Origin of the sequence: Streptomyces tatrensis (assembly GCF_049310065.1) — a bacterium.
Lineage (GTDB): Bacteria > Actinomycetota > Actinomycetes > Streptomycetales > Streptomycetaceae > Streptomyces.
This window is the reverse complement of sequence record NZ_JBMDLB010000008.1, coordinates 143,892-170,732: the sequence shown is the minus strand read 5'-3', so window position 1 is coordinate 170,732 and position 26,841 is coordinate 143,892. Positions and strand designations below refer to the sequence as shown.

Genomic DNA, 26,841 nt, shown 5'->3' with positions numbered 1-26,841 from the left:
GCTTCGCGGACTAGAGCCTGGTCCTTCGGACCAGGTACCCCAGGCGCTGCGCGCCTGGGACTGAACCGCCTCGCTGCGCTCGGCGGGGTCCGCTTCGCGGACCAAGGCCTGCTCCTTCGGAGCAGGTACCCAAGCGCTGCGCGCTTGGGACTGAAACCCCCTCGCTGCGCTCGGGGGGCTCGCTTTGCGAGCCAACGCCCGCTCCTACGGAGCGGGTACCCAGGCGCTGCGCGCCTGGGGTGGGAACGGCCTCGCTGCGCTCAGCCGGGCCGCTTCGCGGCAGAGAGCTCCCCTTTCAGGGGAGGGCCCCTGCGCTTCGCTCCGGGGCCTGGGTTCCTTCGGAACCCAGGGGTACCCAAGCGCTGCGCGCTTGGGACTGAAGCCCCTCGCTGTGCTTGAGGGGGCCGCTTCGCGGACCAGGGCGCGCTCCTTCGGAGGGGGTACCTGAGCGCTCAGCGCTTGGGATTGAAACCGTCTTGCTGTGCTCAGCAAGCCCGCTTCGCGGGCCAAGGCCCGCTCCTTCGGAGCCAGTACCCAAGCGCTGCGCGCTTGGGTACTGAAACCGCCTCGCTACGCTCGGCTAGTCCGCTTCGCGGACCAGGGCGCGGTCCTTCGGACCGGGTACCTGAGCGCTGCGCGCTCAGGACCGAACGGCCTCGCTGCGTTCGGCCGGGGCCCTCAGGGCCCAACTCTCCGCTTGGCTCCGAGCCACAGAGGGTCCTTCGCTCCGGCTCCCGGACCTAGGCTGGCTCCGCTGTACTCGACCAGGGCAGGGGCCGCTTCGCGGCCCCAACGATCCTGTAGTTCCGAGCTATGGCCGGCGCTTCGGGCCGGAGTCCTGCGTTGCGCTCAGGACTGTCCTGGGCTCCGCTTCGCTGCACCCAGGACGAGGCCGCCCCGCGGGCCCAATGAATACCCGTGCTGGGTCCCTACGGCTTCGGCTTCAGGACCAAGCTTGGCTACCAGGTACAGAGGGGCTGTTGAGGTGGCCTGGCTGCGTTCGGCCAGTGCGCTTCCAGGGTCGGAGCTTCTCCTTTGGGGAGAGCCCTTGCACGGAGGAGATGGGCATGGGTTTGAACCAGCCACCCAAGTTTCTTGGGGGTTTGGGCGTGTGGGTTGGGGTGGGATAGGGGCTTCGCAGTGGTGAAGGTTGGTTTTTGAGGGGTTGGGTGTTGTGGGTTGGTCTGGCGGGTTTTTGAGCTGGGGGTTTGGGCGTGGGTCTTAACGGCGTTAACGGGGGTGTGGGGTTGGGGTGTTAACGGCGTTAAGGGTTTGGTGTGGGGGTTGATTCAAAATGTTGGGTGGATAGAGACGGGAATCAGTCAGATTCTGCGGGGTTGTGGCTGAGGAGCGGGGGGTTCCGGTCTGGGTGCGGGGGTGTGGGTGGGGGCTGTTTTTTGGGCCTTGGTTGGGTCTTGCGTGCTGGTTTCGACGGCGTTCAGAGCTTGGGCGGGAGCGACCACCGGCCTATAGAAGGTACGGAGATGCTCCGTCGCAGGTCAGATGGGGTGCGGGGGAAAAGATATGTCCCCTCAGGAGGGACATATCTCGGGGGTTGTGTCCCTGCTAGGGGGACACAACGACTGCAAAATGTCATTGGTACTGACGTAAAATGCGCTAAAACGTCAGGGGGGCTGACGTATGGGGGGAGATCTGCCGGCTAACTGGTGGCGGGGCGGGTGGGGTTGGTGGGGGAGGGTCGGGAGAGGGGTCCGGGAACGGTGTGGCTGAGATATGTCACCTGTGAGGGGACACAAGACACGCCGAACGTCAACGAGCGTGACACTTGTGTCACCCTTGTTGACATACTGATCTCCGCAGATCAACGGAGTGGAGAGCAGCCTCGTGTCATCAGAGCCACAGCGCCGCCGGGGCAATCCGGTAGGGACTCCGCGTCCCGATCTGCCGGTGGACGACGCGATCTCTGCGTGGAGTCAGCCGCTGGCTCCGGTCAAGGATCTGGACAGCCTCGCGAAGCGGTACCCGACGCGGAAGCTGACCTTGGACGGCGAGCGAAAGCCGCTGGAGTTCTACGGGACCGAGAATCAGCCGAATGCGTTCTCGATGGACAGCCTCGAGTTCTTCCTCGTGATCGCCCAGTACTTCCGTGAAGCGCTGCCCCTGCGGCTGATCCTGCTGCTCATCGCCTGCCAGCGGGCGGGGGGGCGGATTCCACTTACCCAGGAGGAGATGGCTACCATCCTGGATGTCAGCCGGACGAAGACGTCGGAAGCTCTGCACACGGTGATGTCTCATGGGATCGTCTTCAAGGTGCGGCGGGGTGTGTATCAGTTCAACCCGCCCTACAGTTACCGGGTAGCGGAGTTCATCCCGGGTACCGAGATGACGGGTGAGTTCGTGAAGGTGGAGCAGCACGGGACCATTTCGCAGATTCGTAGCGATACGAGCCTGCCGGACTTGGTGCGCTTCCCCTCGCTGGACCACATGAGGCAGGCCATCGCGGAACTGCGGGCCGAACGGGCAAGAGAACGCGCTGCGCGTCGGGTGAGCCGGACGAAGCGCACGGGAGAAGGGACGGCTCAGTGAGCACCTTGCGATTCGCTGCGGTCAACGCCGACGGGCTGCTCTCCGACCTCGACCTGCCGCCGGCGGCGTACCGGGTACTGCTGAAGCTGCGTTCGCTCAGTGAGCCGGGCGGGCGGATCCTCATCGACCAGGCGACGGTCGGCGGGATGTTGGACCTGAGCCGGCCGAGCGTGAACGCCGCGCTGCGGAGCCTGGAGCTGGCGAAGTTGGTCAGGAAGATCCGCAACGGGGTCTACCAGATCAACCCGATGCTCGCCGGGTACACCTCGTTCGAGGACGCGGTCGCGGCCGTGAACGAGATGGACGCGGAGGAGCGGCTGGACGCGCGGGGCTATGTGGCCAGCTACCACCGGGCGGTGGCGGCGTATCAGGACCAGCTCGCCGAGCAGCGCAAGAAGCGGGCGGCTCAGGCCGTCGCCAAGAAGGCGGCCGAATCGAAGCGGCGTAGGGCGCTGCACGCGGTTGGCTGAGTGAGTGTGTTTTGCAGGGCTTCTGAGGGGTGCTCAGGGGCTTGTGGGGGCCCCGGAGTACTCCGGGGCCCTTTGTGGTTTCTGAGGGGCTCAGGGGGGCGCGTGGGGGTTCGCGGTCTTGTTTGTTGGCTTCTTAGAAGTTGAGCTCTACGTAGTCGATGTCGGTGAACTCGACGAGGAGGCCCTGGGCGCGGGCGCCGTGGTCCTTGAAGTAGATCTCCTGGAGCCCTTCGGCGGTGATGCCGCGGAGCTGGGCTTCGGTGGCTCCTGCCTCATGGGCGGTGAAGAGGCGGGAGGCGTACTCCGGGGGGAGGTGCTGGGTGATGCGGCGCATCCGGCCGTCGTCGGTCGTGCCGGGGGCGGCGCTGAAGCCGAAGCGGGCGCGGGTCTCGATGACCAGGCCGGTCTGCTTCGCGGCCTTGGCGCGGGCGCGCTTGCGGACGAGGGGCTGCCAGCGGCGGCGCACCTCGCGCTCCAGGCGGGCGGAGAGCGCCGGCTTGGGCTGCTTGATCTGGTCCTTCACGTAGCGCTCGACGGTGCGCCGGGAGATGGCGAGGAGGTCCGCCACGGCCTTCGTTGATTTGAGCTGTTTGACGAGGTAGCGGATCTGGGCGCCCGCCGACTTGGGGATGGGGCGGGTGAAGTTCTGTTCGTCGGCGCGGTCGAGGCTGTCGCTGATCTCGGACATGGGTGGCTCTTACTCTCCGTCGGCCGCGGCGTCGTGGCCCTTGATGTGGCGGGCGGGGTTGTGGCGTTCGTCGAGGAGCTGAACGGCCCAGAGGAGGGGTTGGGTGCCCTCGTGCTTGACCATGCCGGGGCTGACGCCGAGGCGGAAGCCGCCGGGCAGGGGCTTGCCCTCGGGGGTGCGGGGGAGGAAGTCGAGGGGGCTGGGGCCGTCGGAGAGGTAGACCGCGCAGTCGGAGAGCACTGCGATGGGGTAGAGGTCTGCTGCTGTTGCGAGCTTCTGCATCTTGCGGTGCATGTTCACGCGGGCCGTGGAGATGACGGCGGCGCGGATGTCGGGGCGCCAGGTGGGGCGTTCGAGGGCGGGCCAGCTCTCGCCGGGACGGTAGCCGGCGCCCTGCGGGCGCTCGCGGAGCTTGCCGATGCCGCCCTTGACGGTGGACTTGATCGCGGAGAGGACAGCGGTCTGGGGGAGGGAGTGGGCGGGGTTGGTCTTGTACTCCGCCATCGCCTCGAGGAAGGCGGAGTCCGTGAGGGACGTGTCGACGCCCAGCTCGGCCATCGTCGCCATGTAGGCGTCGCGCAGGCGAGTGTACCAGGCGTCGAGGTACGGGCCGTGTTCCGGGCGGAGCCACGCCTCCGTGGGCTGGACGGTGAGGCCGAGCTCCTGGGCGTAGGCGAGGGTCGGAGTGGCGTACCAGGCGGGGCCGGTGGGCGGACGTCCGTGCGGGGTGAAGGGGCTGGGGAGGCGGGGGTCCATGGCGGCGGCCTGGGCGGAGAGGTCCACCAGCCAGGAGCCGGGGAGCTTCGGGTCGAAGCGGGGGCCGTCGGTGTGGACCGCGGGGCCGGTGCCGACGAGGAGGCGGTTGGCGGCCGCGGCGAAGGCCATGTTCACGTCGATGCCGACGGCGTGGGTGCGGGTGCACTCGGCGTCGGTGAGGAGCTGGGCGTCGCGGATCCAGTCGTACGCCTCTTCGTCGAGGACCTGGTCCGGGGTGCGCTGGTGGGAGCGCGGGTAGAGGGCCGCGACGACCGGGTGCTCGTCGGGGGCCTCCGGGGGAGCGGGGTCGACGGGGCGGGTGAGGGAGCCGGGGACCGGGGCGGAGACCCAGGTGTTGGTGGACTCGTCGCGTGCGGCGCGGGTGGGCGGGCGCAGCGCCGTCATCAGCTCCAGGCCCGAGACGGCGGTGGAGCCGCGGGGGGTGAGGACGCGGGTCGCGTACGAGGTGAGCAGCTCGGCGAGTTCCGGTGCGGGGAGGTGGGAGGTTTCCTCGCCCCAGGCGCGGGGGTCCAGGGCGCCCCAGGGGAGGATCGCGAGCTGGACGCACTGGCGGCCGGTGGTGGGGGTGGCGGGGCGGTAGATGCGGGGCCAGGGGCCGAAGCCGCGGCGGGTCAGCTGCCATTTCGCTTTGGTGAGCTGCTTGATGACCGGGTGGTCGTCGGGGAGGCGCAGGCCGCGGCGGTCTTCGAGGACCAGGGGGAGTCCGAGTGCCTCGGTGGCGGCGGGGGTGAGGACGAGGAGGGGGTCGCCGTCCTTGCCGTTGCGGTGGAGGCGGGGGGAGCGGAGGTTCGCGGCGGGGGTGAGGGCCCACTCGATGAGGGCGGGGAGGGTGGCGGGGGGTGTGAGGACCGCGCCTCCGGCGGCGTGGGCCTTTCCTGTGCCGTCCAGTACGGCCAGGGGGCCGTTGCCCTCCGGGAGGGGTGGGGGGGTCCTGGTTGCACCCGTGCGGGGGGTGGCCGTTGCCGTTGCCGTTGCCGGCTGGGGGGTGGGGGGTGCGGGGTGCTGGTGGGTGGGGGGTGCGGTGGGGCCCTGCGGGGCTGTTCCCCTACCCGCCCCTTCCCGAGACTGGGGCTCCGCCCCAGGCCCCGGTTGCGGGGGTGCGGCCTCGGGGCCGGCGTTCCCGGCGTGGGGGGTGGCGTTAACGGCGTTAATGGGTGCGGGGGCGTTGGGGGTCGGCCCGGCGGGCTGGGGGGTGGCGGGGGCAGGGGTCGCAGCCTGCGGTGCGGCAACCTCCGGTGCGGCAAGCTGCTCTGCCGCAACCTGCCCTGCTGAGGGCTGTGGGGTGTTAACGGCGTTAATGCCGTGGAGGTCTGCCAGGCCGTTGAGGAGGCGCGCGTAGGCGGCGCGCTTGGGAGGGCGGGGGGCCGTGCGGCCGGTTTCCCAGGAGGTGACCGTTTCGCGGCGGACAGCCAGGGCCTGGGCGATCTGGTCCTGGCTCAGGCCCGCGGCCTCGCGGAGGCGCTTGCGCTCGTCCGGGTGGGGGAGGGCGTCCTGTGCCGCGGCCTCTTCCAAAAGGGCATCGACCGCGGCGAAGAGCGTGGTCTGTTCGTTTTCGTGCGCGTTGGGCATGGGCACCTCCAGTCGCAGCTTATGCGAACCGCACCATGGAACGCACGTGAAACACACGTGGGGGCGTGGTGGTCCGACCGGGCCAACGCCCCCTTCGTGTCGGGCGGGGTCTGGGTTGGTCCGGGTCAGATGCGGGTCAGGAGGAGTTCCGTCACTGCCTTCAGGTCGTCCGGGGTGAGGTGGGCGGTGAGGGCGTCCGCGATCGTCTCCGGGGAGTCCGCCGCGATGGTGATGCGGCGGGGCGAGGGAGAGGGGGAAGGGGAGGGGGAGGAGGAAGGCTCGGGGGGTGGGGTCGGGCGGGTGCGTTGGCGTGGGGGGTTAACGGCGTTAACGGCTTCGTCTGCCGCGGAGGCCTGGTCCTCCTGGGGGAGGCGGCCGATGCGGCGGGCCGGTTCCACCTTCAGTTCGCCGGTCTCCACCTTGTCCTGGAGCTCCGGGGTGAGGTTCAAGAGGGTCAGGCGCTGGGAGACCCAGGCCGGGGTCTTGCCGAGGCGCTTGGCGACCTGGGCCTGGGAGCCGTGGACCTCCACGAGCTGCTGCAGGGCGCGGGCCTGGTCCATGGGCGCGACGTCGACGCGGTGGACGTTGGCGATGAGCGCCGACTCCAGGATGTCCGCCGCCGAGGAGGCGAGGGAGTCGTTGACGTGGATCTGCATGGTGCGAAGGCCGGCGCGCTGGGCCGCCGCCAGGCGGCGGTTGCCGTCGATGACCACGTACGGGGCGCGGCCCAGGCCGTCGGTGTTGCCGGGGTGCGCCTCCATGAAGGCCATGCGGGTGGCGACCGCCAGGGGCTGCAGCTGCCCCCGGGTCGTCAGGGACACGGCCAGCTCGTGGATTTCGGTGAGGTCCTCGCGGAGGTTGAAGGGGTTGTGGGCGAGGGCCTCGATCGGCACCTCTGAGGGCGGGACCACGCCGGAGGTGGGGGCGCCGGTGGCTTCGGCAATGGCCGCACGGCGGGAACTGACGCCTACGGGCTGGGCGCGGGCGAAGGAGCTCGAGACTCCGAGTTTGTCGGCCTTGCTCATGAGATCTCCCTTGCGAGGGCGCGCAGCGCGACCGCCTGCTCGCCCTTCGGTGCGTAGACGAACAGGGGCTGCTTCACGCGGACCGCTTCGCGCTGTTCCTTGAGGTCGGGGACGATCGCCACCACGCGCGGATCCTTTATGTCCATCCAGGCCTGGAGGGAGGAGGTCGCGATGTAGCCGCGTCGGCCGTCGTAGAGGTTGACGACGAGACCGAGGTAGTCGATGTCGAGGCTGAGGTCGTCGCGGAGGTCGTTGATCTGGGAGGTCAGGAGGTCGTAGGCGTCCGCCGAGGAGTCCTCCGCCTGGACCACGATCAGCGCGCCGGAGGCTCCGGGCTGTTCGGCGTCACGGCGTCGGCCGTAGTAGATGGCGGCGTCCATGCTGAGGCCGAGGCTCGGCGGGCAGTCGATGAGGATGACGTCGTAGTCGGCCTCGACGGGGGCGAGGGCCCGTTCGAGCGCGGCCTCGCGGGCGCGGACCGTGGAGAGGCGGACGTCGAGCAGGAACGCGTCCGTGCACGCCGGGAGGATGTGGAGGCGGTTGCCGAAGCGCTCGTCCGGGATGGGGACGATCAGGTCGGCGAGGGGGCCCTTGGCCTCGCCCGCCATGTGGCAGGTGAGGCTGTCGCCGCCGATGGGCAGCGGCTGCCGGCCGAGCTGCTTGGTGAGGTGGCCCTGGGGGTCGAAGTCGACGAGCAGGACGCGCATCCCGAGGCCGGGCAGGTCTTCCAGGTCGACGGGCGGGGCGGACGCGGTGGCCTCCTGGCCCGTCTCGTCGCCATCCTCCACGGCCGATTGCCGGGCCAGTTGGCGGGCCACGCGGACCGGGTGGAGGCTGTCGGGGTCCTCGGCGAGGGCTTCGGCGGTGCCGGCGGTGATGGCGGTCTTGCCGACGCCGCCCTTCTGGTTGCACACCACGATGCGGCGGACGACCGAGGGCCGCTTCACGGTGGGGGCCGGGTTCATCTCCAGCCAGAGGGAGACGGCTTGGGCGAGCCCTTGGATGAGGGAGACGCCGCGGTGCTTGGAGTCGGTGCGGAAGGACTCCCACTGGCCGGCGGGCAGCCAGGTGGAGAAGGACTCGGCGCCGGAGGTGTCGACGGGGGAGGGGGAGGAGGCGAGCGCGCTCCAGTGGGCGATGCCCTGGTGGACGGCGTCCTGGATGTCCACCCGCAACTGGGCGGTGCGGATCTTGAGCTCCTGGCGCAGCCACGGAGGGAGTTTGGAGACGACCTTCTCACGGTCGCTCGGTGACGAGGGTGAAGTCATGTGAGGGACTTTACTAACGTCCAAGGGTGTTTGTGGGCGCCACGCTTGAGTTTTGCTAACGAAGTGGTGTGGATCGGCTGGGAATCGCCGTCCGGGCGGGGACGGGGTGCCGCTCTGGACGCGTCGTCAGGCGGTCGTGGCCGGAGCGGAGTCCGGGGCCGGCAGGCCCAGTTCGGACCGGCACTCGGGGGAGCCGGCCGGGTCGAAGCGGGAGATGCGCTCCGCGGGCACGATCCCCGGGAGCACGAACTTCCACAGGTCGATGACCCGGGCGTGCAGGTCCGCGCGGCCGGTGCGTACGTGCGAGGTCGCCTGGATGTCGGAGAACGCGGCGACGAGCATGGTCGATAGGCCGTGGACGTCGACCGAGGCCAGTACTTTTTTACGGAAGTGGATCATTAACGGCGTTAACGCGGTGGGTGGGGGAGGGGCGTTAACGGCGGGCGCGGCATTAACGCCGTTAACGTGTACGGTAGACGCAGTTTAATGGCGGGTGGAGTGTGAGGGGATCTCATGGCGGACGCGGACGAGCAGTGGGGTGCGGCCGTTCGGCTGCTCTGGGGGCCGCCGGTGAAGCCCGCGCGCGGGCCCAAGCGAGGGCTAACGCTGGAGGGGATCGCCGGCGCGGGGGTCGTCCTCGCGGACGCCGAGGGGCTGGCCGGCGTATCGATGCAGGGAGTGGCCGGGCGGCTGGCCGTCACGAAGATGGCGTTGTACCGGTACGTGCCGGGCAAGGCGGAGCTGGTCTCGCTGATGGTGGAGGCCGCGATGCCGGACCCCTCGGTGCTGGACGGCCGTCCGGCGGGGGAGGGCTGGCGTGAGGGGCTCGCGGTGTGGGCGCGGGAGCTGCTGGCCGGATTCCGGGCGCATCCGTGGCTGTTGGAGGCGACGGTCGGGGCGCGGGTGATGGGGCCGGTCGAGGTGGGGTGGATGGAGCGGGCACTCGCCGCGCTCGACGGGTGCGGGCTGACGGGGGCCGAGGCGATCGACGCGGTGGTGCTGGTGTCGGGGCACGTACGCGGGATCGCGGAGCAGGAGCGTGCGATGGCGGGCGGGGCCGTGGGGGAGGGGCCGGACGCGCAGCTGACGTCGGTGCTCGGGGAGGTGATGCGGGTGCACGGGGAGAGGTACCCGGCGCTCGGGGCCGCGCTGGCCTCCGTGGCGGAGGCCGGGGGGCAGGACCAGGCGCTGGACTTCGGGTTGGAGCGGATCCTCGACGGGCTCGGGCTGCTGGTGGCGGAGCGGGTGGGTGGTGGTGAGCGGGCTTAGGCATTAACGGCGTTAACGCCTTGGTCGTGGAGTGCGGACGCCGGCGTGGGCGGCGCGCGGTCTTAACGGCGTTAACGCCGGCAGGGGTGCGGGCGTCGGTGGTGTGGGGGGCGCGGGGCATTAACGGCGTTAACGCTGAAGGGGGCTGGGTCTCCGCGGCTGCGGCTGCGGGGGAGGGCATTAACGGCGTTAACGCCTGAGGAGTGCAGGGCTTGGTCCTGGGGCGGGGCATTAACGGCGTTAACGGTGTGGGGGCGTGCGGCTCGGTCTCGGTGGTGGGGGCGGAGGCGGAGGTATTAACGGCGTTAACGCCTGAGGGTCCGGGGGTGGTGGTGGGGCGGGGCGTTAACGGCGTTAACGGTGGAGGGGGTCGGGGCTTGGTCGTGGGGTGGGGGTTAACGGCGTTAACGGTGTGGTCGGCAGTGGGTGGAAGGTGTGAGGGCATTGGGTGATGTGGAGCAGTGGGCGGAGCCGTTCCGGCTGGACGTGGAGCAGGCGGAGTTGGACGATCTGCGGCGGCGGCTGGAGCTGGCTCGGTGGCCCGATGAGCTGCCGGGGGCGGGACGGGCGTACGGGATGCCGCTCGGGGAGCTCCGTGAGCTCGCGGAGTACTGGCGCACCGGCTACGACTGGCGGGCCGCCGAGGCGCGGTTGAACGAATGGCCGCAGTACACCACCGTCATCGACGGGGCGCGGGTGCACTTCGCACACCTGCGGTCGCCCGAGCCGGACGCGACGCCGCTGCTCATGACCCACGGCTGGCCGGGGTCGTTCGTGGAGTTCCAGAAGGTCGCCGGTCCCCTGACGGATCCGCGCGCGCACGGCGGGGATCCGGGTGATGCCTTCCATCTGGTGCTGCCGCACATTCCCGGCTTCGCCCTGTCCGGGGCCACCACCGAGCGGGGGTGGGAGTTCAAGCGGGTCGCGCGGGCCTTCGGAGTGCTGATGGAGAGGCTCGGGTACGAGGAGTACGGGGTCCAGGGCGGCGACTGGGGCGCCGCCGTCTCGCGGGAGCTGGGGCGGCTCCGGCCCGGGAACGTGCGCGGGGTGCACCTGAACCTGCTCCCGGGCGGCGGGGCCACCGCCGAGCCCCGGCCGGAGGAACTGGCCGCGCTGAGCCCGGCCGAGCGGGAGCGCACGCTCGCCTCCTGGGAGCGGTACCGGGTCTGGGCGCGCGAGCGGCAGGGCTACGCCGACATCCAGGCGACCCGGCCGCAGACGCTCGCGTACGGGCTGAACGACTCACCGGTCGGGCTGCTCGCCTGGATCGGCGAGAAGTTCACGGAGTGGGCGGACCCGCGCTGCCCCGTGGATCGCGATCAGATGCTGACCAACGTGACGCTGTACTGGCTGACCGGGACCGTGGGCTCCGCCGCCCGCATCTACTACGAGCGGGCCCACGCCGACTACCAGGGCACGGCGCCCGAGGTGTCGAGCACCCCGACCGCGCTCGCCGACTTCCCCCGGGACAACTTCGTGCCGCTGCGGCACATCGCCGCGCGGACCGACCGCATCGTGCGCTGGACCTCGTACGAGAAGGGCGGGCACTTTCCCGCGATGGAGGTGCCGGAGCTGCTGGTGGGGGATGTCCGGGCCTTCTTCCGCTCCCTGTGACCCAGGTCGTTCTTCGGGTCGTGTCACGTTCCGGGGCTCCCGTCTGTCCTATGGATGACAGAGCGAAGAGCGAGCGACGAGGGAGACGGCCATGAAGGTTCTGCTGGCGGGTGCGAGCGGGGTTCTGGGGCAGCGGGCCGTACGGGCCCTGCGCGCGGCCGGGCACGAGGTCGCCGGTCTCGGCCGGGGCGCCGGGATGGACGTACGGGCCGACCTGCTCGACCGTGAGGGCCTGCTGCGCGCCGTGGACGGGCTCGGCTTCGACGTGGTCGTGCACGCGGCCACGGCGCTGTCGGGCAAGACCATGGCCCGGCACCAGGACATGGCGGGGACGAACGCGCTGCGCACCGGGGGCACCATCAACCTGCTGGCCGCCGCGCGGGAGACCGGGGCGCGGCGGTTCGTCGTGGAGTCGATGATGTTCGGCTACGGGTACGGGGACCACGGCGGGGCCGTGCTCGGCGAGGACGACGGCTTCGGTCCGCGGGGCACGAACGTCTGGCTGGAGCGGCACGTGGGCGCGATGCGGACCAAGGAGGAGCTGGCCTTCACCGCGGACGGGATCGAGGGGGTGAGCCTGCGCTTCGGGCTGTTCTACGGGGCCGGCATCACCGATGTTCACGTGCTGCCGATGCTGCGCAAGCGGGCCCTGCCCGTGGTGGCGGCCAAGGGGCGGGCGCTGAGCTGGGTCGACGTGGGGGACGCGGCGAACGCGGTGGTCGCCGGAGTGGAGTCGGGTCGGCCCGGGCAGGCGTACAACATCGCCGACGACGAGCCGCTGGGGTGGGACGCGCACATGCGGGCGGTGGCCGCGGCGTTCGGGGCGCCCGCGCCGATGACCGTACCGCTGTGGGTGCTGAAGCCGGCCCCGCTCGCGCACACCATCATGGGAACGGATCTGCGGCTGTCCAACGCCAAGGCCGGGCGTGAGCTGGGCTGGGCTCCGACGTACGCGAGCAGCGCGGCCGGGGCGGGTGCGCTTGCGGGAGCCGCAGGGGCGGCGGCAGCATGATCGTTCGTGAGCACTGCCGATCACCCTCCGGGTACCGCCTCCGCCGATGCGCTCGGTCCCTTCACCGCCCATCGCCGGCTGCTGTTCGACGTCGCCTACCGGATGCTCGGCAGCGTCGTCGACGCCGAGGACGTCCTCCAGGACGCGTGGCTGAGCTGGGACCGCGCGGACCGGTCGGCGGTCCTCAACCCGCGGGCCTACCTGGTGCGCACGGTCACCAATCTGTCGTTGAACCGGCTCACCTCCGCCCGCGCCGCCCGTGAGACCTACGTCGGGCCGTGGCTGCCCGAGCCGCTGCTGACCGCGACCCTGCCGGCCGGGACCCTGCCGGGCGTGCCCGATGGCGCGGAGGAGGCGGAGACGGCCGAGGCGGTGTCGACCGCGATGCTGGTGGTCCTGGAGACCCTGAGCCCGCTGGAGCGCGCCGTGTTCGTGCTGCGGGAGGTGTTCGGGTACTCGTACGCGGAGGTTGCGGGGGTGCTGGACCGGGCGGAGGCGACCGTACGGCAGACCGGGCACCGGGCACGGGCCCACGTACGGGCCCGGCGGCCGCGGTTCGCCACCGAGCCGGAGCAGCGCGGCGAGGTGACCCGGCGGTTCCTGGCGGCGTGCGCGGGCGGGGACCTGAACGCGGTGATGGAGCTGCTCGCCCCCGACGTGACGGCCTGGTCGGACGGCGGCGGCAAGGTGACGGCGGCCCGGCGGCCGCTGCACGGGCCGGACCATGTGGCGCGCTGGCTGCTGGGGATGCTGGCCAAGCCCTCGCTGCGGGCGGTGACCCTGGAGTCCGCGCGGGTCAACGGGGAGGAGTCGGTGGTGTTCGTGTACGGGGGAGCCGCGTGTGCGGCGTTGACCTACGACCTGGACGCGGTGGACGGCCGGGTCGTGAACCTGCGGTTGCAGGTGAACCCGGAGAAGGTGGCGGGGTTGGCGCGATGGGGAGGGGGAGCGGGAGCGGTCGGGGCCGCCGGGTCCGGGATGTGAAACCGGCGTGCCGGGGTCGCCCCGGGGCTGTGATCATCATTCGATGATCGACGAACAGCGGACCCCGCCCGTGCTGGTGGGCGACGAACGGGCCACCTTGACCAGCGTTCTCCAGTGGCAGCGGGACACCCTGATGATGAAGTGCGCAGGGCTGTCGGACGAGCAGCTGCGGCGCAGGGCGGTGGCTCCGTCGGGGCTGAGCCTGCTCGGGCTGGTACGGCACCTCGCGGAGGTCGAGCGCGGGTGGTTCCGCAACGTCGTGGGCGGCGAGGACGTGCGCGGGTACTTCGGGAAGAACGAGGCCGGTGAGTGGGCCGAGTTCCACGTGGACGACGCCGATGTCGCCGGGTCGTTCAAGATCTGGGAGGACACCTGTGCGCGCTCGCGGGCGATCGTGGACGCGGCCGAGTCCCTGGACGTGACCGGCTCCTACGAGGGGCAGGCCTACTCCCTGCACTACGTGCTGGCCCACATGATCGAGGAGTACGCCCGGCACAACGGGCACGCGGACCTGCTGCGCGAGGCGATCGACGGGACCACGGGGGAGTAGCGGCGCCCCGGGGGCGGAGGTTAGCCCGTCTCCCGGTGGCCCTAGGCCGATGCCGTGGCGCGGTCCACCTCGGCCAGGGCCGTGTCCCAGGGGAAGTGCGCGGGGGCGTCCGGGCCCGCCGGGCCGGGGGTGAATCCGCCCTCGCCGAGGAGGACCGAGACGCCGGCGCCGCGCAGGACGGCCAGGGACTGGTCGAACTGCGGGTGGGCTGCGAGGGCGGCGTTCGCGCAGGGCATGGTGACGACGGGGGTGCCCTTGCCGATGGCCTCGGCGGCGACCCCGACGACGAACCGGTCGGTCAGGCCGAGGGCCCAGGCGTTGACGGAGTTGAACGTGGCCGGGGCGAAGAGCAGGGCGTCGGCCGCCGGCCATACGTCGGGCTCGCCGGGGAACTTGTACTGCCAGCGGACGGGGTGACCGGTGAGCGCGGCGAGACCGTCGAGGCTGCCGGACAGCCAGTGGGCGGCGGTGGGAGTGAGGCCGAGGCAGACGTCCCAGCCGCGGGACTGGGCGTCCTCGACGACACGGGCCACGTCGAAGACGGGCGGGGCGGCGGAGCACAGCAGGTAGAGGGTCTTCGTCGTGGTCATGCCGCAATACGATCATATTGCTCGACCTGCATGTGAACGAGGTTGCCGACGGCGGCGCAGTGGCCGTGGCGGTCGTAGCGGTCGTAGCGGGGCGCCGGACGTGACGAACCCCCGGAACCGGCTTCGGTCCGGGGGCCTGGAGCCTGGGGCCGAGGGCCCGGGGGATCGTGGGGGTCAGCGGTTGGAGACGGTCTGCTGTGCGCTCCCCGCGGTGAACGCGGCGTACGCGCCCGAGAAGTCGGTCAGGTCGTCGCCGGCCTGGCCGGGTACCAGGCCCGCGAGGTCCTGGGTGTTCTGGACGTCTCCGACGGTGCTGGTGACGGCGTCGGCGAGCGGCGGCTCGGCGGCCATGGCGGGGGCGGCGACGGCGAGGGCCGCGGTACCGGCGATGAGGGCCGTGGTGACGATGCGCTTGATCATGTCCTGGTGAACGACCCGGTCGTACGGGGGTCACTGGGGCCACCCGGTTGCCGGAACCCGGTCCGGGACTCGGTCCGTTACTCGGTCCGGGACTCGGTCCGGGGCTCCGTGGGCAGTTCCGTGAGGAACGCCGACAGCAGGGAGTGCACGACGGCGGGCCGGTCCAGGTGGACGTCGTGGCCGGAGCCCGGGACGGAGACCGCGGTCGTCACGGTGAACGGGTCGGCCGAGCCCGCCGAGTACGCCGAGTACGCCGAGTACGCCGAGTACGCCGAGTCGAGCATCCGGATGGACTCCTCGGGCGGGACGATGCCCTTCTCCCCGATGATCAGCAGGGTGGGGCACCGGACCGCGCGCCACTGCGGCCACCAGTCGCGGGTGCTGTTCTCGGTGATGGCCGCGACCATGACCGAGCGCTCGAAGCGCGGGTACCAGCCGTCCGCGCGCTGCTCCAGGCCCGCTGCCCAGGCCTCGCCGTTCAGCCCCTGACCGGTGAGGAAGGTGCGCGCCTCGGCGAGGGTGGGGAACGGGAGCGGCCAGGAGTCCAGCCAGCCGCCGATCTCGTCCGGGGTGCCCGGGTCCGAGCGGGCGGCGCCGGCATCGACCAGCACGAGGCCCCGTACGAGGTCCGGGTGGGCGGCGGCGGTGAGCATCGCGGTGTGGCCGCCGAGCGACTGGCCCACCAGCACCGGGCGGTGCAGGCCGAGCTGTTCGCAGACGGCCCGCACGTCCGCCACGTACGCGGCGCGGGAGACGTCCGCGGGGCGGCGCTCGCTGGCTCCGTGACCGCGCTGGTCCACCGCCACCACGTGGTGGTGCGGGGCCAGGTGCGCGGCGGCGGCGTCCCATTCGCCCGCGTGGCCCGCGAGGCCGTGGAGGAGGACGACGGGGGGCGCGGAGGAGGGAGGGTGGGAGTTCCAGTCACGGCAGGTCAGGCGGACGCCCGCTCGGGTAACGGTGCGCTCGGTCCACATCATGCGAAGATCATCCGGCATTTTCTCGGTGGGACCGATGAGTTTTCGCGGAGGTCCGGGTCTACCTCTCGTACGCCGACCGCAGGAACGCGAGGAAGAGGACCGTCATGACCGAGCCGGTGAAGGGCCCCGCCAGCTACTTCCCCTCCATCGAGAAGAAGTACGGCCGTCCGATCGCGCAGTGGCAGGAGCTCATCCGCTCCTCGCCGCTGACCAAGCACATGGAGCTCGTCGCCTGGCTCAAGAGCGAGCACGGGCTCGGGCACGGGCACGCCAACGCGCTCGTGAAGCACACGCTCGACGGGCGGTAGGGGGAGCAGCCGCCCCGGGGATGGGCGTGGACGCAGGCGTATGCGGTTGAGCTTCTCGGCGATGTCGCGTCTCAGGCCGGGGGAGTTGACTGGTTCTCATGACGAAGACGACGCAGCAGACGCAGAACGACACCAACCTCCGCACGCTGGTCATCGGCGGCACGGGCAAGACGGGCCGGCGCGTGGCCGAGAAGCTCACCGCCCTGGGCCGCCCGGTCCGCGTCGGGTCGCGCTCCGGTGAGCCGGCCTTCGACTGGAACGAGCCCGAGAGCTGGGGACCGGCCCTGGAAGGCGTGGACCGGGTGTACGTCACGTACTACCCCGACCTCGGATTCCCCGGCGCCGCCGAGCACGTCGGTGCCTTCGCCCGGCAGGCGGTGGCCGCCGGGGCACGCCGGCTGGTGCTGCTCTCGGGGCGCGGCGAGGAGGCGGCGCAGCGCAGCGAGGAGGCGCTGAAGGAGTCCGGGGTCGACTGGACCGTGGTGCGCGCGGCCTGGTTCAACCAGAACTTCGACGAGAGCTTCTTCCTGGAGCCGGTGCTCGCCGGCGAGATCGCCCTGCCGACGGGCGACGCCGTCGAGCCGTTCGTCGACACCGAGGACATCGCCGACGTGGTGGTGGCCGCGCTGACCGACGACCGGCACATCGGCCGCACCTACGAGCTCTCCGGCCCGCGGCTGCTCAGCTTCTCCGATGTCGCGGCCGAGCTGTCGAAGGCGACCGGGCGCGAGATCACGTACGTCCCCGTCTCGACCGAGGCCTACCTGGAGGTGCTGCGGGAGAACGGGCTGCCGGAGGAGTTCGTGGAGCTTTTCACCCTGATCACGGACGGGCGCAACGCGCACCTGGTGCACGGGGTCGAGGAAGTGCTGGGGCGCAAGCCGCGGGACTTCGCGGACTTCGCGCGGGAGGCGGCGGCCCGCGGGGTCTGGGACGTGTAGGCGATGGGCGGTTCGGGAGCGCGCGGTTCGGCAGTGCGCGGTTCGGGGGTGCGCGGCCGGGGAGTGGGCGGGTGGGGAGTGGGCGGGTGGGGACGGGGTGGGGAGAATGGGCCGATGGATACGCTGACGGCTCTGCTCGAAGGCCCCAAGGCCCAATCGGCCTTCCTCATCAAGTGCGTGTTCAACCCGCCCTGGTCGGTCCGGATCGAGGACCGGGCCCCGCTGTCGGTGATGACGATGGTGCACGGATCGGCGTGGCTGCTGCCGGACGGGGGCGAGCCGGTGCTCATCGCGCCGGGTGAGGCGGCCCTGGTGCGGGGGCCCGGTCCGTACACCCTCGCCGATGCCCAGGACACGCCCCCGCAGATCAGGGTGGGTCCGGATCAGCGGTGCAGCAGGGTGGACGGCGGGGAGGACGTGTCCGACTCCATGGCCCTGGGGGTACGGACCTGGGGCGCGGCGGAAGGCTCGGCGGTGCTGCTGAGCGGCACCTACCAGGACCCCGGCGAGATCGGCAGCCGGCTGCTCACCGCGCTTCCGCGCGTACTGGTCGGCCCGGTGGACCCCACGCTGGTCGGGCTGCTGGGCGTCGAGATCTCCCGTACGGAGCCGGCCCAGGAGCTCGTGCTGAACCGGTTGCTGGACCTGCTGCTGATCGGCGTCGTACGCGGCTGGCTCGCCGAGCGGGGCGGCGCCGAGAACGACCCGGTCACCGGTCCGGCGCTGCGGCTGCTGCACGAGAACCCGGCGTACGGCTGGACCGTGGAGTCGCTGGCCCGCAAAGTCGGCGTCTCGCGGGCCGCGTTGGCCCGCCGCTTCACCGAGCTGGTCGGCGAACCCCCGATGGCCCATCTGACGGGCTGGCGCCTGGCCTTGGCGGCGGACCTGCTGCGCGACCCGTCGATGACGCTCGCTTCGGCCGCCCACCGGGTCGGCTACAGCTCGGCATTCGCCCTCTCGACGGCCTTCAAGCGGGTACGGGGCGTCAGCCCGCGGGAGTACCGGGCGGGGGCGGGCGCGGTGGTGGGTGCGGCGGCCGCGGGGTAGGGCGGTGGAGTCAGGGGGTCCGGAGATTCAGGACGGCCACCGTTTCGCCGTCGCTCTGTTCGCCCGTCGGGCGGAAGCCGAGGGAGAGGTAGAACGGTTCGGGGGTGCCGGCGCCCGGGTGCCAGGTGACGTAGGCGTGGGTGGTGCCCCTGCGGCGGAGTTCGTCGAGGACCGCCGTGACCGCGAAGCGGCCGTAGCCCTTGGACTGGTGGGCGGCCGATATGTTCAGGCGCCAGAGGCCGGAGCGGATGTCGGTGGGGTCCTCGGCCGGGTTCCACGCGATGTCGATGAAGGCCATCGCGAAGCCGACCACCTCGTCGCCGTCGACGATCGCCCTGGGCCAGGCGGTCTCTCCGTGGGCCTCGGCCTCCGCCAGTGACTTCGCGACCGTGGAGACGAGGTGCTCCTGGTCGGGGCGGACCGACAGCGCGCTGACGGCGGCGATGTTGTCGGGGGTGACCGGGGCGAGGTGGAGGGACTTGGTGGAGGTGCTCATCCGCGCAGCTTACGTGTGCAATACATGCGGGCGGGCGCGGGCAGGGTCCCGGGCTGGGCGGCGCTGAGGATTCACTGGCCGGACGGCGGCGGTGATGGCACGATCGACAGCCGTCGGGGGGCGGTGGGAGCCTCCCGCGTTTCGGGTTTCGGGTTTCGGACCTACGGGGGCACAGCTGATGGGATCCAACGGCACCAGACTCTCCACCGCACTGCTCGTCCTGCCGACCGTACTGGTCGGCCTGATGGCGGGGTTGTTCTTCGCCTTCGACGTCTCGGTGATGCCGGGCCTGGCGAAGACCGACGACCGCACGTACGTCACGGCGATGCAGAGCTTCAACGCCGTCATCGACGGCAACCCGCTCTTCGGGACGGTCTTCGTCGTCGCGCTGCTCGCCGCCTTCGCCGCGGCGTTCGTCGAGGCGCGTGCCGGACGCCGCGCGGTCGCCCTGTGGGCAGCGGTGGCCGCGGCGGCGTACCTCGTCGTGCTCGTCGTCACCTTCGCGGTCAACATCCCGCTCAACAACGAGCTCGCCGACTTGGGTGACGCCGCGAAGCTGACCGACTTCTCGGTCGTCGAGAAGTTCAAGGGCACCTGGGAGACGGCGAACATCGTGCGCACCCTGCTCTGCGCGGCGGCGCTGACCGCCCTGGCGCGGGCGCTCGTACTGTACGGGCGGGCGACAGGGACGGCGGCGCGGGTCTAGGGCCTGTCGTCACACTCCCGTCGTCGCCCGAAGGGCGAGGCAGACGGGAGTTTGACGACAGACCTTAGGCCGCCAGGAGGGCCCAGGACTGGCAGGCCAGGGCGGCCGTGCACAGGGCGGTACGCCAGCGGTTGGCGGGTACCCACTTCGTTTCGAACGCCGTGCGCACGGCGGCCGGATCGGCGATGCGCTCGGCGGGTCCGGCCGCCTCCAGGGCGTTGTTGAGCGGGATGTTCACCCGGCCGGTGACCGCGACGGCGAGCACGTACAGGACGAGGGCTCCCGTCAGCGCGGGGAGCGGCGCGTGCTCGCCGGCGGGCAGGTGGAGGGCCAGGGCGAGGCCGGTGAAGAGGAGCGCACCCAGGAAGGCCAGCATGAACCAGCCATTGATGATGGAGGTGTTCACGCGCTGCATGACGGAGATGAGGGTCCGGTCGTCGGAGCGCTTGAGGGCCGGCATCACCGAGACGTCGAAGGCGAAGAAGAGGCCGGCCATCAGGCCCGTGGTGAGCGTCGCGGCGACCAGGGCGGCGACCCGTGCGATGTCCATACGGCTTGTCTATGTCCTTCCTCCTGGTTCTGTCCATGGTGGAGTGGGAGCCGAGTGGTCCACGGTGGAGTAGGGGCCGAGCCGAGCAGGCCGGAAAAGGCTCGTGGTCGTGGTCGGCGGGCGGGGTATCCTCCGGCTTGGACTATTTTCGGATAATTGATTCCGCGATGCGGAAGTCTGGTCCGGAGCTTCGAGCCGCATCTCGGAGCCGGTCCCGGCGCAGAGACCTGGAGGACAGACCGTGACGGACCCCAAGGACCCGCAGGGCCGGCTGGACGCGCTGCGCGCCGACATCGAGCGCCGCAACCCCGCCCAGCCCGAGTTCCACCAGGCCGTACGGGAGGTCCTGGACACCCTGGCCCCCGTGTTCGCGGCACGTCCCGAGTACGCGGAACCGGGCGTGGCCCTGCTGGAGCGGCTCACCGAGCCGGAGCGGCAGATCATCTTCCGGGTGCCGTGGCAGGACGACCGTGGTCGCGTCCACGTCAACCGTGGCTACCGCGTCGAATTCAACAGCGCGCTCGGCCCGTACAAGGGCGGCCTGCGCTTTCACCCGTCCGTCGACATCGGCGTGGTGAAGTTCCTCGGCTTCGAGCAGGTCTTCAAGAACGCGCTGACCGGGCTCGGCATCGGCGGCGGCAAGGGCGGCAGCGACTTCGACCCGCGCGGGCGGTCGGCGGCTGAGGTGATGCGGTTCTGCCAGTCCTTCATGACCGAGCTGTACCGGCACATCGGTGAGCACACGGACGTTCCGGCGGGTGACATCGGTGTCGGCGGGCGTGAGATCGGCTATCTGTTCGGCCAGTACCGGCGCATCACCAACCGCTGGGAGGCCGGCGTCCTGACCGGCAAGGGCCAGGGCTGGGGCGGCTCGCTGATCCGCCCGGAGGCCACGGGCTACGGCAGCGTGCTGTTCGCCGCCGAGATGCTGGCGGTCAAGGGGCTGTCGCTGGATGGGCTGACGGCCGTCGTCTCCGGTTCGGGCAACGTCGCGATCTACACGATCGAGAAGCTGCAGCAGCTGGGGGCGAACCCGCTGACCGCGTCGGACTCGCAGGGGTACGTGGTCGACGAGAAGGGCATCGACCTCGCGCTGCTGAAGCAGATCAAGGAGGTCGAGCGCGGGCGCGTGAGCGAGTACGCGCAGCGGCGCGGGCCGTCGGCGCGGTTCGTGCCGGGCGGGCGGGTGTGGGAGGTGGCCGGGGAAGTGGCCTTCCCGTCGGCCACGCAGAACGAGCTGAACGCCGATGACGCGCGGACGCTGATCGCCAACGGGGTCAGGGCGGTGTCGGAGGGCGCGAACATGCCGACCACGCCGGAGGCGGTGCACCTGCTGCAGGCGGCCGGGGTGTCCTTCGGGCCCGGCAAGGCGGCGAACGCGGGTGGGGTGGCGGTCAGCGCGCTGGAGATGGCGCAGAACGCGGGGCGGGTCGCTTGGAGCGCGGAGCGGGTCGAGGCGGAGCTGGCGGGGATCATGCGGGACATCCACGCGGTGTCCTACGCGACCGCCGAGAGGTATGGCTCCGCCGGGGATTATGTGGCTGGGGCGAACATTGCCGGGTTCGAGCGGGTCGCTGACGCGATGTTGGCGCAGGGGTTGATCTGAGCTGCGGGTCTGGTGCGGTGTGGCTCTGCGGGCCTGGGCGGTCTGGCCTGTGGCGCTGATGCGCTGAGGTAGCGGGCTGGGGTGGGGTGGGGTGGCGCTGCGCGGGGGTGTCCCCTACCCGCCCTTCCTCCGTTCCCCGGGCTGCGCCCGGACCGCTGGGAGCTCGGGCTGCGCCCGGGCTCCCGGGGCTCCGCCCCGGACCCCGCGCCTCAAACGCCGGCGGGGCTGGGGTGGGCAGACGTCGGCCGGAGTGGGCCGGGCCAGGCCGGGCGGGTCGGGCTGGCCTGGGCGGGTCGGGCTGGGCGGGCTGGGCTGGCCTGGGCGGGTCGGGCTGGGCGGGCTGGGCTGGGCGGGCTGGCCTGGGCTGGGCGGGCTGGCCTGGGCGGGTCGGGCTGGGGTGGGGGTGGGCGGTCGTAGGGTGGCGGGGGTGATGGGGGATCTGACTCCTTGGGGGGATCGTGCTGACCGCGCTTACCGGGGTGTTTGGGGACCGGGGTGATGCCCTGCGGGTGGACGGGCGGGGGGCTTCGTATGAGGAGCTGCTCGGTGCGGCCCGTGCCGTGGCTGGCGATGTTGCCGGGGCGCCCGCCTTCGCGGTGACCGCCACGGCCTCGCTGGAGACCGTCGCCGCCGTGGTCGGCGGGTTGCTGGCCGGGGTGCCCTTCGTACCGCTGCCGCCCGACGCGGGGCCCGCCGAGCGGGAGCACATCCTGCGGGACTCCGGCGCGGTGCTCGTCGACGTGGACTTCGCACGGCGGGGAGATGGGGGTGTGGGCCTGGTGGGGCAGGTGGGGGGAGCTGAGCGGGCCGCGCTCGTCCTTTACACCTCCGGGACGACCGGTCCGCCCAAGGGGGTCGTTCTCACCGCCGAGGCCCTGGCCGCCGATCTCGACGCCCTCGCCGAAGCCTGGCAGTGGAGCGCCGAGGACACCCTCGTGCACGGGCTGCCGCTGTTCCATGTGCACGGGCTCGTGCTCGGGGTGCTCGGGGCGCTGCGTACCGGAAGCCGTCTCGTGCACACCGGGCGGCCGACCCCGGAGGCCTACGCGGAGGCCGGGGGGAGCCTGTACTTCGGGGTGCCGACCGTGTGGTCCCGTATCGCGGGGGCGCCGGCGGCCGCCGCCGCGCTGGGCGGGGCCCGGCTGCTCGTCTCCGGCAGCGCGGCGCTGCCCGCGCCGGTCTTCCGGGACCTGGAGCGGCTGACCGGGCTGCGGCCCGTGGAGCGGTACGGGATGACCGAGACGCTGATCACGGTGAGCGGGCGCGCGGGCGGGGCGGTGCGGCCCGGGACGGTCGGCACCCCGCTGCGGGGCATCCGTACGCGGATCGTGGCCGAGGCGGGCGCCGAGATCGGCGAGCTGCAGGTGACCGGCCCGACGCTGTTCTCCGGGTACCTGGGCCGGCCGGAGGCGACGGCGGCCGCGTACACGGAGGACGGGTGGTTCCGTACGGGCGACATCGCGGCCGTCGACGAGGCCGACGGAGTCCACCGGATCGTCGGCCGGGCCTCCATCGACATGATCAAGTCGGGCGGGTACCGGATCGGCGCCGGCGAGATCGAGAACGCGCTGCTGGATCACCCCAAGGTGAGCGAGGCGGCGGTGGTGGGGCTGCCGGACGCGGATCTCGGGCAGCGGATCGTGGCCTTCGTGGTGGCCGAGGGCGTCACGGGTCCGGAACTGACGGACTTCGTCGCCGCGCACCTGTCGGTGCACAAGCGGCCGCGCGAGGTGCGGTTCGTCGCGGCGATTCCGCGCAATGCGATGGGGAAGCCGCAGAAGAAGCTGTTGCTGCTGGGGGATGCCTGACGGCTCCTTGGATTCGGGCCGGGTCGCCCCCGGTTGCCGTCCGGGTGGCGAACGCCGAGGGTGGGGGGCGTATTTGTCCCTTTTCGGGTTCGGTGATCGGAGTGCGCGTGGACGCGGAGTCGTTGCTGGAGCAGATCGCGCAGGGCCACGAGAAGGCACGCGGGGACGAGGGGTACTGGGCCGGGATGGCGGCGTTCCGCTACGGCTACCCGCTGGTGGAGATGCACCGGAGCCTGTGGGAGTGGCACGTCGACACGAGCGCGCCCACCCACATGGGGGCGATCAACCAGGTGCACCACACCCCGCGCCGCGCGGAGCCGAAGGACACCTACTTCGTCACCCCGATCGTGGACGCACCCTACTCACGGACCTTCGTCGACCTCTCCGCCGGGCCGGTCGTGCTGTCGGTGCCGCCGGTCGCGGACCGGTACTTCACCGTGCAGCTGCTGGACATGTACACCAACAGCTTCGCCTACGTCGGCACCCGCACCGGTGACACCACCGGCGGCGACTACCTGCTCACCGGCCCCGGGTGGCGCGGCACCACGCCCCCCGGCATCACCCGCGTCATCGGCGCGCCCACCGCGCTCGTCTGCCTGCTCGCCCGCGTCACCATCCTCGACGACGACGTCCCCGCCGCCGTCGCCCTCCAGGGGCAGATCGCCCTGCGCCCGGCGGACCCCGCCGCGCCCGCGCCCGACGCGGCCGCGAACCCGCCCGCGCGTGACTTCCGTGCCGGCGACCCGCTCGACTTCTACCGGATGCTCGCCGACTGCCTCACCGCCAGCCCGCCCCCCGCCACCGACGCCGGAGTCCTGGGCCTGCTCGCGCCGCTGGGCGTCGCCCCGCACCGCCCCTTCGACCCGGACGCCCTGCACCCGGCCGCGCTGGAGGGCATGCGGCGCGCGGTCGCCGACAGCCTGCACGGCCTGTACGCCGAGATGCCCTTCGCCGGGCCCGCCCGCAACGGCTGGATCATGGTCGACCCCGACACCATCGGTGACTGGGGCACCGACTACCTCTCCCGCCTGGAAGTCGCCCAGCTCGGTCTGCTCGCCAACAAGGCGCAGGAGGCGTACTACGTCGGCGCCATGCTCGACGCCGACGGCCGGCCCATGTCCGGCGACCACAGCTACGAGATCCGCTTCGCCCCCGACGGCTTCCCGCCGGTGGGAGCGTTCTGGTCGGTGACCATGTACCTCAACCCCGAAGGGTTCCTCGTCGAGAACCCCATCGGCCGCTACCACCTGGGCTCCCTGGCCAAGGGCCTGCAGTACGGACCCGACGGCTCCCTGACGCTCTACCTCCAGCGCGAGAACCCCGGGCCGGACAGGGAGGCCAACTGGCTGCCCACCACCGAAGCGGGCACCCTGTTCCGGCTCATCCTGCGCCAGTACCTGCCCCACCCCGACATCCTGACCGGCCGCTACGCACCGCCCGCCATCGTCCGTACGGACGGCTGACCCCCGGGGAAAAGGGCAACGGGCCTTTCGGGCGGGGCGGGTAGCTTGCTCGCATGGACAAGACGTTTGATCAGGTCAGGACCGACCGGTGGGCGCTGATAGCCGCCGCGGTGACCGTCGTGCTGTGGGCTTCCGCGTTCGTTTCCATCCGCTCGGCGGCCGCGCACTTCGGGCCCGGAGCGCTCGCCTTCGGACGCTTGCTGACGGCCTCGGTCGCGCTCGGGCTGGTCCTGCTCGTCAAGCGGGTGCCGCCGCCGCCGAAGCAGGCGTGGCCCGGGATCCTGGTCTCCGGGGTGCTCTGGTTCGGGCTCTACATGGTGACGCTGAACTGGGGCGAGCAGCTCGTGGACGCGGGCACCGCGGCCATGATCGTGAACATCGGCCCGATCGTGATCGCCCTGCTCAGCGGCTGGCTGCTGAAGGAGGGCTTCCCGCCCATGCTGTTGGCGGGCATGGCGGTGTCCTTCGCAGGAGCGGTGCTGGTCGGGCTGTCCACCTCGAACGGCGGGACCGCCTCGCTGGGAGGGGTCCTGCTCTGCCTGGTCGCCGCGCTCACGTACGGGGCGGGGGTGGTCGCGCAGAAGCCGGCGCTGGCGCACGCGAGCCCACTGCAGGTGACGACGTACGGCTGCTTCGTCGGAACGGCCGTCACCCTGCCCTTCGTCGGGCAGCTCGTCGACCAGCTGCCCGGGGCCCCGCTCGACGCCGTCCTGAACATGCTCTACCTCGGGCTCTTCCCGACCGCGCTCGCCTTCACCACCTGGACGTACGCGCTGTCGCGGACCACCGCGGGGAAGATGGGCGCGACCACCTACGCGGTGCCCGCCGTCGTGGTGCTCATCGCCTGGATCGCCCTCGACGAGATCCCGGCCGCGCTGACCCTGGTCGGCGGTGCGGTCTGCCTGGCCGGCGTCGCCGTCTCCCGGAGGCGGCGACGCCTGCCGGCCTAGGTTTAGGCCGGGGCCCTGCGCTCACGCGAGGCGCAGGTCCGCGTAGGGCACGGTGTCGCCGGGCAGGACGTAGCGGTCGAACTCGGTGAAGCCCGCTCGGTGCGCGAAGCTCAGGCCCTCCGGGTTGGAGGTGAGGACGACCGTCTCGATGACCTCGCCGCCCAGGGCCCGTGCCTGGGCGAGGGCGTATGCGTACAGCTCCCGGCCGAAACCCCGTCCCCGGTGGGCGGGAAGGACGCGCGCGATGACGGTCGCGGTCGTGGAGCCGGCGGCGGGGGGACGGACCGTCGTGCACCCGACGAGGGTGTCGCCGAGGTGGGCGACGTGCAGGACGTGGCGCGCGGAGCGCTCCCGTATGTCCTCGAGGGAGAGGACGGCCGTCGGGATGACCGTGTTGTGGACGTGCTGCCAGTCGTGCAGGGCGGTTTCGGAGCCGGCGCGCACCGGGCTGATGCGGAGAGCGGAAGCCGGCGGCGGGGTGTCCCGGGCGGCGGCTTCGAGGAGGATGCGGGCCAGGTCGGAGGGGGCGGAGAACATCGGCCAGTGGCCCGTGTCCAGGGTGACGAGCTGCCAGTCCGGGCCGGTGGACAGGAGCTCCGCCACGTCGGGGTGGGGTTCGGCACCGTCCAGCAGGCATTTGACGTAGGTCGCGGGGAGCTCGGCGAGCGGGTGGGTCAGTACGGCCGGTTCGGTGAGGGTGGCGCCCGGGTGCGGGGTCGCGCCGGCGAGGAGCCTGGCGATCTGTTCCGCGGTGAGGCCCTGGCCCTCGTAGTCGGCGGCCGGTTGGGGCGGCCAGAAGCCGTCGTTCGCCGCGATGGAGGACTCCACGGCCGAGCGGCCGTCCGGCCAGGCGGAGACGAAGGATCCGTTGGGGGTGGGGACGTTGGCGTCGACGAAGACCACCCGCTTCAGGCGGGCGCCGATCCGCTCGGCGGCCTGGCCGACCGGGATGCCGGCGTAACTGTGGCCCACGAGGACCACATCGCGCAGACCGAGTCCGTCGATGGCGTCGACTATGTCCGAGACGTGCGTCTGCTGGCCGGCCGCTACGCCCTGCTTGTCCGCGAGGCCGGACAGGGTCAGCGCGTGGACCTCGTGGTCGTCGTCGCCGCCCGCGGCACGCAGTCCGGTGCGGAGCTCGGCGGCCACCTCGTCCCATGCCGTCGCTCCCAGCCACGCGCCTGCCACCAGTACGAATTCAGTCAT

The 26,841-nt window shown here is 71.6% G+C and carries 26 protein-coding genes and 1 pseudogene; 15 read left to right on the top strand and 12 right to left on the bottom strand.

Going from position 1 to position 26,841, the window contains the following annotated elements:
- The first annotated feature begins 1,908 nt into the window (after window positions 1–1,908).
- Entirely contained in the window at window positions 1,909–2,547 is a 639-nt protein-coding gene (locus ACODT5_RS15175) for a helix-turn-helix domain-containing protein (protein WP_239516702.1), read from the top strand.
- Complete coding sequence (locus ACODT5_RS15170; protein ID WP_250744360.1) at window positions 2,544–3,017, top strand: MarR family transcriptional regulator; 474 nt, start codon at window positions 2,544–2,546, stop codon at window positions 3,015–3,017. The genes ACODT5_RS15175 and ACODT5_RS15170 overlap by 4 nt, the downstream gene beginning before the upstream one ends.
- Window positions 3,018–3,150: 133 nt before the next feature.
- Here ACODT5_RS15170 and tpg read toward each other — a convergent pair whose 3' ends face one another.
- The 5 genes from tpg to ACODT5_RS15145 form a co-directional block, all read right to left on the bottom strand.
- Window positions 3,151–3,705 (bottom strand): telomere-protecting terminal protein Tpg, encoded by a 555-nt coding sequence (gene tpg, locus ACODT5_RS15165; protein ID WP_243336387.1) that lies wholly within the window; start codon window positions 3,703–3,705, stop codon window positions 3,151–3,153.
- A 9-nt stretch (window positions 3,706–3,714) separates the two neighbouring features.
- Window positions 3,715–6,051 (bottom strand): telomere-associated protein Tap, encoded by a 2,337-nt coding sequence (gene tap / locus ACODT5_RS15160; RefSeq protein ID WP_422519802.1) that lies wholly within the window; start codon window positions 6,049–6,051, stop codon window positions 3,715–3,717.
- 125 nt (window positions 6,052–6,176) lie between these two features.
- On the bottom strand, window positions 6,177–7,076 hold the full coding sequence (locus tag ACODT5_RS15155; RefSeq protein ID WP_422519801.1) for a ParB/RepB/Spo0J family partition protein: 900 nt from the start codon (window positions 7,074–7,076) through the stop codon (window positions 6,177–6,179).
- Window positions 7,073–8,344, bottom strand: coding sequence for a ParA family protein (locus tag ACODT5_RS15150; RefSeq protein ID WP_422519800.1), 1,272 nt, complete (start codon window positions 8,342–8,344; stop codon window positions 7,073–7,075). The genes ACODT5_RS15155 and ACODT5_RS15150 overlap by 4 nt, the downstream gene beginning before the upstream one ends.
- A gap of 126 nt (window positions 8,345–8,470) precedes the next feature.
- Entirely contained in the window at window positions 8,471–8,743 is a 273-nt protein-coding gene (locus ACODT5_RS15145; RefSeq protein WP_422519799.1) for a hypothetical protein, read from the bottom strand.
- Window positions 8,744–8,857: 114 nt separating this feature from the next.
- On the opposite strand from ACODT5_RS15145, the gene ACODT5_RS15140 reads away from it, so the two are divergent.
- The 5 genes from ACODT5_RS15140 to ACODT5_RS15120 all read left to right on the top strand — a co-directional run bounded on the left by ACODT5_RS15140 (window position 8,858) and on the right by ACODT5_RS15120 (window position 13,773).
- Window positions 8,858–9,613, top strand: a complete 756-nt coding sequence (locus tag ACODT5_RS15140) for a TetR/AcrR family transcriptional regulator (protein ID WP_422519798.1) — start codon at window positions 8,858–8,860, stop codon at window positions 9,611–9,613.
- 444 nt (window positions 9,614–10,057) lie between these two features.
- Window positions 10,058–11,227 carry an epoxide hydrolase family protein gene (locus ACODT5_RS15135; RefSeq protein ID WP_422519797.1) on the top strand — a complete coding sequence of 390 codons (1,170 nt, stop codon included), beginning with the start codon at window positions 10,058–10,060 and terminating at the stop codon, window positions 11,225–11,227.
- Window positions 11,228–11,318: 91 nt separating this feature from the next.
- Window positions 11,319–12,239 carry an NAD-dependent epimerase/dehydratase family protein gene (locus ACODT5_RS15130; protein WP_422519796.1) on the top strand — a complete coding sequence of 307 codons (921 nt, stop codon included), beginning with the start codon at window positions 11,319–11,321 and terminating at the stop codon, window positions 12,237–12,239.
- Between the two features lie 6 nt (window positions 12,240–12,245).
- Window positions 12,246–13,223 carry an RNA polymerase sigma factor SigJ gene (sigJ, locus tag ACODT5_RS15125; protein WP_422519795.1) on the top strand — a complete coding sequence of 326 codons (978 nt, stop codon included), beginning with the start codon at window positions 12,246–12,248 and terminating at the stop codon, window positions 13,221–13,223.
- A 43-nt stretch (window positions 13,224–13,266) separates the two neighbouring features.
- A complete protein-coding gene (locus ACODT5_RS15120; protein ID WP_422519794.1) occupies window positions 13,267–13,773 on the top strand; it encodes a DinB family protein in 507 nt (168 codons plus the stop codon).
- Between the two features lie 41 nt (window positions 13,774–13,814).
- Here ACODT5_RS15120 and ACODT5_RS15115 read toward each other — a convergent pair whose 3' ends face one another.
- The 3 genes from ACODT5_RS15115 to ACODT5_RS15105 all read right to left on the bottom strand — a co-directional run bounded on the left by ACODT5_RS15115 (window position 13,815) and on the right by ACODT5_RS15105 (window position 15,760).
- A complete protein-coding gene (locus ACODT5_RS15115) occupies window positions 13,815–14,363 on the bottom strand; it encodes a flavoprotein (RefSeq protein WP_422519793.1) in 549 nt (182 codons plus the stop codon).
- Window positions 14,364–14,537: 174 nt separating this feature from the next.
- A complete protein-coding gene (locus ACODT5_RS15110; protein ID WP_422519792.1) occupies window positions 14,538–14,783 on the bottom strand; it encodes a hypothetical protein in 246 nt (81 codons plus the stop codon).
- 77 nt (window positions 14,784–14,860) lie between these two features.
- On the bottom strand, window positions 14,861–15,760 hold the full coding sequence (locus ACODT5_RS15105) for an alpha/beta fold hydrolase (RefSeq protein WP_422519791.1): 900 nt from the start codon (window positions 15,758–15,760) through the stop codon (window positions 14,861–14,863).
- Between the two features lie 104 nt (window positions 15,761–15,864).
- Between ACODT5_RS15105 and ACODT5_RS15100 the strand changes: the two genes are divergently transcribed.
- The 3 genes from ACODT5_RS15100 to ACODT5_RS15090 all read left to right on the top strand — a co-directional run bounded on the left by ACODT5_RS15100 (window position 15,865) and on the right by ACODT5_RS15090 (window position 18,056).
- Entirely contained in the window at window positions 15,865–16,068 is a 204-nt protein-coding gene (locus ACODT5_RS15100) for a DUF4287 domain-containing protein (RefSeq protein WP_422519790.1), read from the top strand.
- A 98-nt stretch (window positions 16,069–16,166) separates the two neighbouring features.
- On the top strand, window positions 16,167–17,009 hold the full coding sequence (locus ACODT5_RS15095; protein WP_422519789.1) for an NmrA family NAD(P)-binding protein: 843 nt from the start codon (window positions 16,167–16,169) through the stop codon (window positions 17,007–17,009).
- A gap of 114 nt (window positions 17,010–17,123) precedes the next feature.
- On the top strand, window positions 17,124–18,056 hold the full coding sequence (locus ACODT5_RS15090; protein WP_422519788.1) for an AraC family transcriptional regulator: 933 nt from the start codon (window positions 17,124–17,126) through the stop codon (window positions 18,054–18,056).
- 10 nt (window positions 18,057–18,066) lie between these two features.
- On the opposite strand, the gene ACODT5_RS15085 is transcribed toward ACODT5_RS15090, so the two are convergent.
- A complete protein-coding gene (locus ACODT5_RS15085) occupies window positions 18,067–18,552 on the bottom strand; it encodes a GNAT family N-acetyltransferase (protein WP_422519787.1) in 486 nt (161 codons plus the stop codon).
- Between the two features lie 178 nt (window positions 18,553–18,730).
- Here ACODT5_RS15085 and ACODT5_RS15080 point away from each other — a divergent pair, with 178 nt between their 5' ends.
- Window positions 18,731–19,258, top strand: coding sequence for an anthrone oxygenase family protein (locus ACODT5_RS15080; protein WP_422519786.1), 528 nt, complete (start codon window positions 18,731–18,733; stop codon window positions 19,256–19,258).
- Window positions 19,259–19,322: 64 nt separating this feature from the next.
- On the opposite strand, the gene ACODT5_RS15075 is transcribed toward ACODT5_RS15080, so the two are convergent.
- On the bottom strand, window positions 19,323–19,808 hold the full coding sequence (locus ACODT5_RS15075) for an anthrone oxygenase family protein (protein WP_422519785.1): 486 nt from the start codon (window positions 19,806–19,808) through the stop codon (window positions 19,323–19,325).
- 241 nt (window positions 19,809–20,049) lie between these two features.
- On the opposite strand from ACODT5_RS15075, the gene gdhA reads away from it, so the two are divergent.
- From gdhA to ACODT5_RS15055, 4 genes are all read left to right on the top strand, one after another.
- Window positions 20,050–21,414, top strand: a complete 1,365-nt coding sequence (gene gdhA / locus ACODT5_RS15070) for an NADP-specific glutamate dehydrogenase (RefSeq protein ID WP_422519784.1) — start codon at window positions 20,050–20,052, stop codon at window positions 21,412–21,414.
- A 458-nt stretch (window positions 21,415–21,872) separates the two neighbouring features.
- Window positions 21,873–23,222 carry an AMP-binding protein gene (locus ACODT5_RS15065; protein WP_422519783.1) on the top strand — a complete coding sequence of 450 codons (1,350 nt, stop codon included), beginning with the start codon at window positions 21,873–21,875 and terminating at the stop codon, window positions 23,220–23,222.
- 107 nt (window positions 23,223–23,329) lie between these two features.
- Window positions 23,330–24,685, top strand: a complete 1,356-nt coding sequence (locus tag ACODT5_RS15060; RefSeq protein WP_422519782.1) for a DUF1254 domain-containing protein — start codon at window positions 23,330–23,332, stop codon at window positions 24,683–24,685.
- 53 nt (window positions 24,686–24,738) lie between these two features.
- Window positions 24,739–25,635, top strand: a complete 897-nt coding sequence (locus tag ACODT5_RS15055; protein ID WP_422519781.1) for a DMT family transporter — start codon at window positions 24,739–24,741, stop codon at window positions 25,633–25,635.
- Between the two features lie 21 nt (window positions 25,636–25,656).
- Here ACODT5_RS15055 and ACODT5_RS15050 read toward each other — a convergent pair whose 3' ends face one another.
- The gene (locus ACODT5_RS15050) at window positions 25,657–26,088 is read right to left on the bottom strand and encodes a GNAT family N-acetyltransferase (protein WP_422519809.1); all 432 of its coding nucleotides are present in this window, start codon (window positions 26,086–26,088) and stop codon (window positions 25,657–25,659) included.
- Window positions 26,089–26,121: 33 nt separating this feature from the next.
- A pseudogene (locus ACODT5_RS15045) lies at window positions 26,122–26,841 on the bottom strand (alpha/beta fold hydrolase); the annotation flags it as partial.